This window comes from Arthrobacter sp. B3I9, assembly GCF_030816935.1.
Classification (GTDB): domain Bacteria; phylum Actinomycetota; class Actinomycetes; order Actinomycetales; family Micrococcaceae; genus Arthrobacter.
This window is the reverse complement of record NZ_JAUSYO010000001.1, coordinates 513,745-525,742: the sequence shown is the minus strand read 5'-3', so window position 1 is coordinate 525,742 and position 11,998 is coordinate 513,745. Positions and strand designations below refer to the sequence as shown.

Here is an 11,998-nt window from a genome sequence, read left to right as displayed (position 1 = left end):
GTTGAAGCTTTCTCCGCACACGCTCCCTCACCTCCGGATCCTCCCGGCCCAACGCTCCCTCACCTTTGGCGGCACACCGACAAACCCTCCCTCAACGAGTGAGAGAGGGTTTGTGGTCTTCGGGCCGGATCCGAGGGAACGTCGCTTACTAGCCGACGCTGCGGTGCATCTCCACAGCTTCTGCGTGCCGGGGACTGTCGGGGTTCATCAGCGAGTGCCTCCGGCCGTAGCCGAAGTAGATCACCAGTCCGATCACGAGCCACACGATGAACCGCAGCCAGGTCTCCCAGTGCAGCTGCAGCATCAGGAACCCCGAGGACACGACGCCGAATGCGGGCACCAGCGGCATCAGCGGCAGGCGGAAGGTCCGCGGGGCATCGGGCTTCCTGTAGCGGAAAACGATGACGGACACACAGACCACCACGAAGGCGGCCAGGATGCCGATGTTGGTCAGGTCCGCAACGGCCTTGATCGGGAACACACCGGCCAGCAGGGCGGAAGCGACGCCGGCGATCCAGGTGACCCGCTGCGGCGTGCCGTGGCGGTCGGTCTTGGAAAACCAGCCGGGAAGCAGGCCGTCGCGGCTCATGGAGAACCAGACGCGGGTTACGCCGAGGAGGAAGGTCAGCATCACGGTGAGGATGGAGAGTACCGCGAACACGGAGATGATCGTGGCGATGACGGGCAGCCCCACGCCCGTGAAGGCTGACGCGAAACCGGCCTTCGGGTCGATGTCCCGGAAGTTCTGCATTCCCGTAAGCACCAGGGTGGCGGCAACATACAGGAGCATGGCGATGAGCAGGGAGAGGAGGATGGCCTTGGGCATGTGCTTTTTGCCGTCCGTCGCCTCCTCGGCCGCGGTGCTCATGGCGTCGTAACCGAACACGGCGAAGAACACCGTCGCGGCACCCGCGAAAACCGGGCCTATGCCGCTGGGCATGAACGGGTTGTAGTTGTCCGCGTTGATGTAGAAGACACCCAGGCCGATGATGAACAGGATCAGGACGACTTTGATGGCCACCGCAACCAGCTCGAAGCGTCCGAAAGTCTTGGTACCGCGCGAGAGGATCCAGGTGACGAGAAGGCAGACGACGATAGCGGGGATGTTCACGACGCCGCCGGTGCCCTCGTCCGCCGTCGCGGTCATCCAGGTGGGCATGTGTATGCCGATGCCCGAGAGGAACGCATCAAAGTAGCCGGAGATGCCGATCGCCACCACGGCGACGATGGCGATGTATTCCAGCAGCAGGTCCCAGCCGATGAACCAGCCGATCACTTCGCCCAGCGCCACATAGCCATAGGTGTAGGCGGACCCAGCCCGTGGGATCATTCCGGCGAATTCCGCATAGGACAAGGCCGCTGCCGCGGACGCGAGTCCCGCAACCAGGAAGGAAAACAGCACCGCGGGACCTACGCCGGGTTCCGTCGCGCTGCCGTGGGCCACGAGGCCCGCGAGGGAGAAAATGCCGACGCCGATGATGCCACCGACGCCGATTGCTGTCAGCTGCCAGAGGCCGAGACTCTTGAACAGCCCGCTGTGTTTGTTTTCGACCTCGATGTCATCAATGGGCTTCTTCCGCATGATTGACTTGGCCATATTTTCTGTACTCATCTGGGTCTCCTGCTCAGCTCTGTTGCCCATCAATCCACGCTGTGACGGGGCTTACCCAAGACAACAGTATGCAAGCCCAATTGCATTAGATAAAGTGAATTCTCCTAATCAATAATCATTAGAATTCGCAAAGGACCATGATGCTCGACGTCCGGCGTTTGCGGCTCCTGCGCGAGCTGAAAATCCGCGGCACGCTGGCCGAGGTCGCCGAGGCGCTCCAGTACAGTCCGTCGTCGGTCTCGCAACAGCTGGCGCTGCTGGAGAAAGAGGCCGGTGTGGTGCTCCTGCGCAAGACTGGGCGCCGCGTCCAGCTGACACCCCAGGCAGAAGTGCTCGTGGCGCACACGGCCCAGCTGCTGGAGACCCTGGAACAGGCGGAGGCTGATTTGGCGGCCTCCCTCACCACAGTCACCGGGACGGTGCGGATCGCCGTCTTCCAGTCCGCGGCCTTGGCCCTCATGCCCGATGCGCTGACCCGGATGCTGACCAGCTACCCCGAGGTCCGGATCGAAATGACGCAACGCGAACCCGAAACGGCCCTCCACGAGACGTGGGCCCGGGACTTCGACCTGGTCATCGCCGAGCAGTACCCGGGCCATGCCGCCCCCCGCTACGCCGAACTGGACCGTATCCGGCTGACGGAGGATGCGATCAGGCTCGCCGCTCCGCCGTCGTCGCCCAGCCGCCCGGCCGTCAACTCCCTCGCCGACACTGCGGAGCTGGCCTGGGTCATGGAGCCCCGCGGGGCGGCATCGCGGCATTGGGCCGAACAGGCGTGCCGGAGCGCGGGTTTCGAACCCGATGTCCGCTTCGAAACGGCGGACCTCCAAGCGCAGATCCGGCTGATCGAATCAGGCAACGCTGTTGCCCTGATGCCGGACCTTGTCTGGACAGGGCGGGGAACCACAGCGCAACTGATCAGACTGCCCGGCGACCCGCACCGCACGGTCTTTACCTCCGCCCGCCGCTCGGGCGCCAAGCGGCCCGCCATTCTGGCGACGCGGGAGATCCTGGCCGAGACGGCTGCGTCCATCTCTCCCGCAACCGCGTCCCCGCCGGGCTGAGCCGCCGGTGTTCCCTGGCTCACAGCCAGTGGAACACCGCGACGCTAGACTTGAGATGTCATGAATCGAACAATTTTCAAGTCCAAGATCCACCGCGCCACGGTCACGCATGCGGACCTCCACTACGTCGGTTCCGTCACCGTGGACCTGGACCTGCTCGAGGCCGCCGACATCCTTCCCGGTGAGCTGGTGGCGATCGTAGATGTTACAAACGGCGCACGGCTGGAGACCTACACGATCGCCGGCGAGCGCGGCTCCGGCGTCATCGGCATCAACGGTGCGGCCGCGCACCTCATGCACGAGAACGACGTCGTCATTCTCATTACCTACGCCCAGATGACCACGGACGAGGCCAGGGCGTACACGCCCCGCGTGGTCCATGTGGACAAGGACAATAAGATCGTGGAGATCGGCGATGACCCCGCGGAGGACGGCTACACGCCGGGGCTGATGCGGCCGCCGCACGCGCTGAACAACGCCAGCGCGATCTGACGGCGGCTATTGCCTCCCCGACGCGGGGGCGTTTATGGCGTAACAGGCGGGCGGAGCAAATAAAGCTGATTATTGTGGGAAGGTGACCCCCACCCGATCCCTTCCCCTGACGCGCCGGGCTGCCGCGTGCTAGGGGTGCTCGCAGGCTTTTTTGTGGTCTGGTTCATCATCCTGGTGGGGATGTTCGTTGGCCGGCGGGGAATCCTGGGCGAGAACGCCCGCTCGGTTCTCAGCGCACTGACCTTCTTCGTCGCCAGCCCCGCCCTGCTGTTCGAAACGCTCAGCAAAGCGAAGCTCAATGACGTCTTTGCGGCGCCGCTGCTGGTGGCGACGGTCGGCGGAGTCGCCACTGCAGCCCTCTATTTCGGGATCGTGCGGTTCCTGCTCAAGCGGACGCTGCCGGAGTCGCTGATCTCCTCTATGAGTGCGTCGCTGGCCAACTCCGCGAACTTGGGTATTCCTATCGCGGTATACGTCCTCGGCAGTGCCAGCTATGTGGCGCCCCTGCTTATTTTCCAGCTGGCGTTCTTCACCCCGCTCTTCCTCATGGCCCTTGACGCCACCACCAGCGCCCACCGGACCACGCCTGTCGGGTTCGTGCTGATGATCCTCCGGAATCCCATGATCGTGGGTACCGGACTGGGCTTGCTTGTGGCCGGGACGGGTTTGCAGGTCCCGGCGATCGTGATGGAGCCGATCCACCTGATCGGCGGCGCCGCCATACCGGCCATGTTGATCGCCTTCGGCATGAGCCTCAACGGCTCCCGGCCGCTGCAGGCCGATGGCGGCCGGCGCTTGGACGCCCTTTTGGCCAGTGGCTTCAAGCTCATCGTGCATCCCCTTCTGGCGTACCTGTTCGCCCGCTTCGCCCTTGGCCTGGACAGCCAGGCCCTCTTCGCCGCTGTTGTCACGTCCGCCTTGCCCACGGCTCAGAATGTATTTGTCGCCGCGAGCCGGTACCGGACGGGAATCACCGTCGCGAAGGACACGGTACTGATCACGACGGTCGTAGCCGTACCTGCCATGATCGGCGTGGCCCTGCTTCTGGCCTGAGACGTCCGACCTGCCGCCTGATCCCGCCAGCTCCCCTTCCGTACGCCTCACCCGGAACCATTGGAGGACAATTGAGAACAAATACGGACACTGTTGTCATCGGTGGCGGGGCAATGGGTTCCGCCGCCGCCTGGGCTCTGTCCCGGCGCGGCCGCGACGTGACCCTGCTCGAACAGTTTGGACCAGGACACCGCAACGGTGCATCGCATGGCGCCACCCGGAACTTCAACCTGGCCTACGCCAACCCCCACTATGTGGCCATGCTGGCGGAGAGCGCGTCGCTCTGGAGCGAGCTCGAAACCGACGGCGGGGAGCAGCTCCTGGCGCGCACCGGCGTCGTGAACCACGGCACCGATCCCCGGCTCGGCGACGTTCAAAACGCGCTGCTGGCGGTGGGGCTCCGGGCTGAATTCCTCCCCGCGTCGGAGGCAGCAGAACGCTGGCGCGGCATCCGCTTCAACCAGCGGGTTCTGCACATGCCCGACGGCGGCCAGCTGAACCCGGACATCGCCCTGCCGGTGATGCAGCGCGCCTCGCCGTCTCAAACGGAGCGGACATACACCACCGGGCGAAGGTCCTGGAACTGGCAATCCGCGACGACGGCGTCCGCCTCACGGTGGAGGAGGACGGCAGCACCTATTCCATGGCCGCGCGGCAGGCCATAGTCACCGCGGGCGGGTGGACCACCAAGCTGCTCGCCGGGGTGGCGGGACTGCCCCGGCTGACCGTCACGCAGGAGCAGCCCGCCCATTTCGCTGTCACCGACGAAGGCGCCGTCTGGCCCGGATTCAACCATTTTCCCGGGCAGGGGGAAGAGTACGCGCATTGGTACTCGCCGGTTTACGGGATGCCAACGCCCGGGGAGGGGATCAAGGCGGGCTGGCACGGTGTGGGGCCGATGGTGGACCCGGACCGGAGATCCTTCTCGCCGGAGCCCCGGCAGCGGGCGGCCCTGCAGGACTACGCCCGCCGTTGGCTGCCGGGCGTCGACCCGGACTCCCTCACCGACATCAGCTGCACGTACACGTCCACGGTCGATGAGGATTTCGTGTTGGATCGCATCGGACCCATCGTCATCGGCGCGGGCTTCTCCGGCCACGGGTTCAAGTTCACTCCGGTGGTGGGACGCATCCTCGCCGATCTCGCGACTGGCGAAGGCGGTGCGCCCGCGATTTTCTCGGCCTCCAGGCCCGGTGTGCGCTGATCGAATCCTCCCGACCGGGACCACCGGCGTGGTCGGGCCCCCGGTCCGGCCCGCACCGCTAGGCTTGGATGCGGGCTGAGCCGGCCCACACACACTTGGACCGGGGAGACAGTTGAACAGCGTTCCGTACCGTCGCCTGCAGGCGCGAACTGGGCGCCGCCCACGCGCCGTCGACTGGATCGTCCGGGGCCTGGCCGCCGTGCTGATTGTTTCCACGACGGCGTGTGCAGGCGTGGAAGCCAGTCCGTCGGCTACCGTCACGAGTTCGGTTACCGGTGAAGCCGCACCCCGCGCGACCCCGTCCCGGACGGATGCCCCGCACCTCCAGCCGGCCGCTGCAAGCAAGGCCCTGGACGTGCTCGCGACACTTCCGGTCAAGGGCCGGGCTGCCAAGACGGCGTACTCGCGGGACCAGTTCGGCCAGGCGTGGACCGATGTGGACGGCAACGGCTGCGACACCCGCAATGACATGCTCCACCGCGACCTCTCCGCTCTCGCCGTCAAACCCGGCACGAGGGACTGCGTGGTCCTATCGGGCATCCTGAATGACCCCTACACCGGCACCCTGATCAACTTCCTGCGCGGCAACAGCACCAGCACCGCCGTGCAGATCGACCACGTCGTGGCGCTCAGTGACGCCTGGCAGAAGGGTGCCCAACAGCTCACCCCGGACCAGCGCGTGTCCTTTGCCAACGATCCCCTGAACCTCCTCGCGGTGGACGGCCCCACCAACCAGCAGAAAAGCGACGGCGACGCCGCCACCTGGCTTCCGCCCAACAAGTCCTTCCGCTGCGAGTACGTCGCCCGCCAGGTTTCCGTGAAGTCCAGCTACTCCCTGTGGGTAACCCCGGCAGAGCACGATGCCATGGCCCGGGTTCTTAGCGACTGCGCCGGCGCGCTGGCGCCCGCAAACCAGCAGGCGTCGCCTGCCGCCTAGGCCCTGGGCAGCCCGTCCAGCAACCGGGCGCAGCGGATGAAGCCAAGGTGCGAGTACGCCTGGGGGTGGTTACCGAGGTGCGTTTCGGTGCCCGGATCGTACTCCTCCGGCAGCAGACCGGTCGGCCCGAACAGGTTCACGAGCTGGTCGAAAAGGTCCCAGGCCTCATCAATCCGCCCCACCGCAACATAGGCCTCGATCAACCAGGTGGTGCAGATGTGAAACCCGCCTTCAAGCCCGGGAAGGCCGTCGTCGTAACGGTACCGGAACACTGTGGGGCCGACCCGCAGCTCGCGTTCCACGGCGATGACCGTGTCCAAAAAGCGTTGGTCGTTCACCTCCAGCAGCCCGGAGAGTCCGATATGCAGCACGGCGGCGTCCAGGTCGGGGCTGTCGTAGGCGACGGTGTAGGAAGCGGCACCGTCGTCCCAGCCCTCGCGCAGGACCTCCTCGCGGATAGTGGCAGCCTCCTGCTCCCAGGCAGGGAGCGGCATCCTGCCGTGCCGGGCGGCCGCGCGCAGCGCCCGGTCCAGCGTCACCCAGCACATCACCTTGGTGTAGACGTGGTGCCGGGGCGCGCGGCGGGCCTCCCAAATCCCATGGTCCGGCTCACGCCAGCGGGCCAGCACGGCCGAGGCCATCTGCACCATGAGGTTCCAGTGCGCGTCCGGCAGGACCCCGTTCCGCTTGCCCAGTGCATCGATCAACTCGGCAATCGGCCCGAACACATCCAGCTGCACCTGATGGTCCGCGGCGTTGCCGATCCGGACCGGCCGGGAGCCCGCGTACCCCGGCAGGCTCTCGATGATGGCTTCCGTGGACAACGGCGCCCCGGTCACCGAGTAAAGGGGATGCAACCATTCCGGACCACGCGCATGAGCGAGTATCCGCCCCAGCCAGCCGAGGAATCCTTCCGCCTCCGCCGTCGAGCCGAGTCCCACGAGTGCGTTGACCGTCATGGATCCGTCCCGCAGCCAGCAGTACCGGTAGTCCCAGTTCCGGGTGCCGCCGATCCCCTCCGGCAGCGAGGTCGTCGGCGCGGCCAGCACGGCACCCGTGGGCTCGTGCACCAGGGTGCGCAGCACGAGGGCGGAGCGCAGCACCAGCGATGGTTTGACACCGGGCAGTTGCAACTCACGCACCCAGCGCCGCGAGTGAAGGGCGACGGCGGCGCGGCGCGCGTCTTCGGGCCGCGTCGCCGGGCGCGCCGATTCGGTGTCGCCGCAGCGCAGGTTGAGCACGACTGGGCCGTCCCGGAGGTCCACGTCGGCCGTGGCCGTCGCATGGCGTCCATCGGTCGCAATACCGAAACTGACACCAGGTGCCAGCAGGATAATCGGATCGGAGGTGCCTACCACGTGGAGTTCCGACCCGCGGACCTCCATACTGAAGGGCGCGTTCGCGTAGTCAGGCCGGGGCGCGAACACGATTCTCGCCGTGCCGGTTCCTGAGATCGCCCGCACCAGGCTGGTGATGCCCTCGGGAGCGGGTTCCAGGTAGTCGGTGACGGTGACGTCGGCCCACCGGGTTTCCACGATCATGGTGCTGTCGACATAACGCTGCCCCAGCACCTGCGACGCCTTCACCGGTGCCACTGAGAAGTGCCCGGCCGCGTCCCCGCCGAGGAGATGGGCGAAGAGCGACCCCGAATCGGGCAGGGGGTGGCTCATCCAGCAGACTTTGGCGTCGGGGGTGATGAGTGCCGTGGACGAGCCGTTGCCGAGCAGGGAATGCCGTTCCAGGCCGACCGCGTCCTCCCCGAAAAGCCAGGCCCGCCTCAGCTCAAACAGGATGGCCAGGACCCGGGCGAACGACTCAGGGTCGCGCAGCCGGTGCCGGGCCGCCGTCGGGCCCTCCCCCACGCGCAGGCCCATATCCGGACCCCGGAGGGTGGCGATGGCAAGTTCATCGCTGTCGGCGTCGCCCGCATAGAGTGCCGCGCTTACCCCGAGCATCGAGCGTAGGTGCTCCAGGGCGGAGGCCTTGGAGGGTTCCACCACGGACAAGTCCAGGACCGAGCCGTCCACGATAAAGGACAGCCCGTGCGTCCGGGCGATCTCTTCGGCCTGTTTGACGGCGAGTGCGACGACGTCGGGTTCGGCCGGGCGGGTGTGGACGGACACGGCGACCGGCTTCCGCTCGATGGTGATGCCGCGGTACGCGCCGACCGTTTCGGCCAGCGCCTGGCTGGCCTGCTGGAGCACGAGTTCCGTGGCCAAGGACAGCCCGTGGGCATAGCCCATATCGAATTCGGCACCGTGCGAGCCGACAAGGTGGACTTCCGCCGGGAGCCGGGAGACGGCGGCCAGATCCCGCAGGGAGCGCCCGGAGATGACGGCGGCGTGGGTGTTCGGGAGGGCGGCCAGCGCCCGCAACGCGATCGCCGCACTGCCCAGCGGAAGCGTCTCCGTGGAAATGCCCTCCGCCGAGCACAGCGTCCCGCCGTAATTGCAGGCCACGAGCAGCCCCGGCGTACGGGCCAGGATCTTCAGCTCCGCGAGCAGGTGGGGCGTCAGCCCGTCGTCGGACGCGTTGCTCTGCACAAAGGCGCGAAGCAGGCCCAGGGGCAGGGATTTTGTCAGCAGGGCAGAGTCGGCGAGGGACTGGTTGAGCGGGGTGGGCATGGGCGGAGTCCTTCGGATAGTCCCCAATGCCGGCATGAAAATAGTCCTTGATGAGGACTAACACCAGCATCCCCCGGCACGGTTTCGCCCGGGTATCCCGGCTGTTGCCGCTAGGTAACATCCGGGATACCCGCGTAGCAGGCTCTAGCAGTTCGGGCCGACGTACTCGTAAGCGCCCGAATCGGCCTCGCTGGTCCCCACACAGTCACCGTTCTGGGGTATTGGCTGGCCCGAAACGTCCAGGCTGGCGAGGCTCGGGCCGGCCCGGTCGATTGCAGGGCTCGTAGGGGAGAGATGCAGGTCAGCCGGCGCGTCCACAAAGTCTGCCGGAGCAGTGCTCGAACTCGCGCTCGGGGAGATATTGGTCGGACCGTTGAGCACGTTCTGCTCCTCAGTCCAGCCGGAGCCGTCCATCCACAGGGAATTACTCACCCCCACCAGGATGTTCGCCCTGATCACTGTCGAGGCTGGGCACGAGGCGTGGCAGACTACCGCCTTGGACTCAGGCCCGTCTAGCCAGACGGTGTTGTGTTCAAAGACGGTCCCGTTGGTCGGACCGAAGGACGAGGCCGGCCCCCGGGCGATCAGGCCTGTGGTCTGCGAACAGGCGGTGCCGCAGGTCGCGCGGATGAGGTTGTAGCGGTAGGTGTTGTCGTCGGCGGTTCCGTTGGAACGGCCGATCTCGGAAAAGACATTGTTGTCCACGGACAAGTTGTGGTGGATGTTGTTGCGGCTGCCGTTGAAGATTTCGAAGGCGGCGCCGTCGTGGACGAAATCGTAGGATTCGGCGGTGGAGCCGGTGATGGTGTTGCCCGAGAATTCGTTGTCGTTGCCGTTGATGAGCACGCCGAATGCGCCCGAGTCATCGTCGCAGTCGACCGAGGCGGGCGTTCCGCAACTTGAGCCCTGCGTGTTCACGTTCATGATGTTGTTGCCCGTCAGTTCGTTGTCCGTGTATTTTCCGAAGTCGGAACCATTGGCCACCTGGATGCCTGCCGCGTTGTCCACCGCTACGACATTCTTGACGACGCCGTGGTCCCCGTAGATGCTGAAGCCCGAGTAGCCGCACCCCTCGGCGCGCAGACCGTCCACGGTGATGAAGTCGCCATTGACCCGGACGCAGCTTCCCGTCTGACCCACGACGATCGTGGGCGGGTTTCCGCTCCCGTAACTGTTCAGAGTGATGGCAGCTTGAGCCGTTCCGCTCTGGTTGAGGACAACAGCGCCGTTCCAGGTGTCCCCGCGCCGCAAGCTGACGGAGTCGCCTGGTTTCAGCACGGTGTCGTTGACTCTCGTGAGCGACTTCCAGGGGGACTCGGCCGAGGTTCCGGCATTGCCGTCATCCCCGGCATCGCTGACGTAGAAGCTGGTTGCGGTGCCGGATGCGGTTGTCGGTCCGGCCCGGGGGCTCGTTGGCGATCCGGCGACGTCGGTGGGACCGGCGGCGGGCTGGCCGGCGACCGATGCGGGGCCAGCAACAAACGCGGGCGAGGAAGCTTGTTGAAGAAGGCCGGCCAGAACCAGCAGGATCATCACAGTGGCTGCAGCGGTGGCCTTGATCTTCACGATAGCCCTTGGAGTTTTTCCAACTGTCCGGAAGGCGGGGATAACGACCGCGGTGCGGCTAAGGCACAGCAAAACGATGGCGCCGTAGATAGGGAACCCGCTACAACTACCGCGCCAGGCACCCCGGGCACCCGATGTAGCCGGCAGCCCAGTGGGCTTAACCGTAGGGTGAGGCCATTGTGAAGTCAACGGTTTTTCCGCCATGCGCCGGCGCCCGAAGGCTCGTGGGGCAGGGCGATTCCGCCGGGCAGCCCCGGCCCGGCGGAGGCCTAGACCCGGACCAGTCCGGCGGCTTCGGCCAGCAACTCGACGGAGCGCAGCCGGTCTTCGGTTTGGGAGCTCTGGTGCGCAACGATCAGCTCGTCGGCGTCGGAATGTGCGGCGAACTCGTCAAGGTACTCCCGCACCGCGTCCGGCGTTCCGACGGCCGAGTACTTCATCATCTGCGACACATGCTGACCCTGCGGCGAGTCCAAAACCATGTCCGCCTCGTCGTCGCTGAAGACGCGGCCACCGCCGAAGAACAGCGACACCCGGGCGCGCAGCGTGTCGCGGAGCATCGTCTGTGCCTCCGCAGCGGAGTTCGCTGCAATGACATTGACGCCGGCAATCACGTGCGGCGCCTCGAGTTGCGCTGAGGGCTTGAACTCCCGACGGTAGATGGCCACGGCGTCCTGCAGGGCGTTCGGTGCGAAGTGGGAGGCGAAGGCGTACGGCAGGCCCAGCTGGGCGGCCAACCTTGCCCCGAAGAGCGAGGACCCCAGGATATAGAGCGGCACGTTGGTGCCCTTACCGGGAGTTGCCTCGACACCCGGGATACGGGTTGGGCCGCTGAGGTAGCCCTGGAGTTCCAGCACGTCCTGCGGAAAACTTTCCGAGGACATCGGGTCACGGCGCAGTGCCCGGAAGGTGTTCTGGTCGCTGCCCGGGGCCCGCCCAAGGCCCAGGTCGATCCGGCCCGGGTGCAGTGTCTCCAGGGTGCCGAACTGCTCAGCGATAGTCAACGGAGAGTGGTTGGGCAGCATGACGCCGCCAGCGCCCAGCCGGATGGACTCCGTGTGGGCTGCAATGTGCGCGATCAGCACACTGGTGGCGGACGAGGCGATGGATGACATGTTGTGGTGCTCCGCGTACCACACGCGCCGGTAGCCAAGCCTCTCGGCCAGCTGCGCCATGGCTACGCTTCCCGCGAAGCTTTCTGCCGCTGTCTGGCCCTTGCCGATGGTTGCCAGATCAAGGATGGAAAGCGGAACAGTCACGGAAATGCCGGCCTTTCGTCGTAAAACGTTGTCAGGCGTCGCCGTTTTCCGGCGGACGCACAGTGTGGACAACGACGGCGGGGCCCAAGTTATTTCTGCACAGGTATTTCCGTACCCGGATTTCCGCCGGGCCGGGGTTGCGTCCGGCCGAAGCCAAGCGAAGGGTGGGCCACCCTGTCCGGGCAGC

The 11,998-nt window shown here is 66.1% G+C and carries 8 protein-coding genes and 1 pseudogene; 5 read left to right on the top strand and 4 right to left on the bottom strand.

Annotated elements, in window-relative coordinates:
- Positions 1-148 precede the first annotated feature (148 nt).
- The gene (locus QFZ65_RS02565) at positions 149-1,612 is read right to left on the bottom strand and encodes an amino acid permease (protein WP_306908013.1); all 1,464 of its coding nucleotides are present in this window, start codon (positions 1,610-1,612) and stop codon (positions 149-151) included.
- A 140-nt stretch (positions 1,613-1,752) separates the two neighbouring features.
- On the opposite strand from QFZ65_RS02565, the gene QFZ65_RS02560 reads away from it, so the two are divergent.
- From QFZ65_RS02560 to QFZ65_RS02540, 5 genes and pseudogenes are all read left to right on the top strand, one after another.
- Entirely contained in the window at positions 1,753-2,676 is a 924-nt protein-coding gene (locus QFZ65_RS02560) for a LysR substrate-binding domain-containing protein (RefSeq protein WP_306912482.1), read from the top strand.
- Positions 2,677-2,736: 60 nt separating this feature from the next.
- On the top strand, positions 2,737-3,168 hold the full coding sequence (gene panD / locus QFZ65_RS02555) for an aspartate 1-decarboxylase (RefSeq protein WP_306908012.1): 432 nt from the start codon (positions 2,737-2,739) through the stop codon (positions 3,166-3,168).
- 126 nt (positions 3,169-3,294) lie between these two features.
- Positions 3,295-4,221, top strand: coding sequence for an AEC family transporter (locus tag QFZ65_RS02550; RefSeq protein WP_306908011.1), 927 nt, complete (start codon positions 3,295-3,297; stop codon positions 4,219-4,221).
- Between the two features lie 71 nt (positions 4,222-4,292).
- Positions 4,293-5,425 (top strand): annotated as a pseudogene (locus QFZ65_RS02545) (FAD-dependent oxidoreductase).
- Between the two features lie 112 nt (positions 5,426-5,537).
- Complete coding sequence (locus tag QFZ65_RS02540) at positions 5,538-6,362, top strand: HNH endonuclease family protein (protein ID WP_306908010.1); 825 nt, start codon at positions 5,538-5,540, stop codon at positions 6,360-6,362.
- Here QFZ65_RS02540 and QFZ65_RS02535 read toward each other — a convergent pair.
- The 3 genes from QFZ65_RS02535 to QFZ65_RS02525 all read right to left on the bottom strand — a co-directional run bounded on the left by QFZ65_RS02535 (position 6,359) and on the right by QFZ65_RS02525 (position 11,811).
- Positions 6,359-8,986 carry a trehalase-like domain-containing protein gene (locus QFZ65_RS02535; protein ID WP_306908009.1) on the bottom strand — a complete coding sequence of 876 codons (2,628 nt, stop codon included), beginning with the start codon at positions 8,984-8,986 and terminating at the stop codon, positions 6,359-6,361. The two genes, QFZ65_RS02540 and QFZ65_RS02535, sit on opposite strands and share 4 nt — an antisense overlap.
- A 144-nt stretch (positions 8,987-9,130) precedes the next feature.
- A complete protein-coding gene (locus tag QFZ65_RS02530; protein ID WP_306908008.1) occupies positions 9,131-10,552 on the bottom strand; it encodes a hypothetical protein in 1,422 nt (473 codons plus the stop codon).
- A gap of 269 nt (positions 10,553-10,821) precedes the next feature.
- The gene (locus QFZ65_RS02525; protein WP_306908007.1) at positions 10,822-11,811 is read right to left on the bottom strand and encodes an LLM class flavin-dependent oxidoreductase; all 990 of its coding nucleotides are present in this window, start codon (positions 11,809-11,811) and stop codon (positions 10,822-10,824) included.
- Between the last annotated feature and the right edge of the window lie 187 nt (positions 11,812-11,998).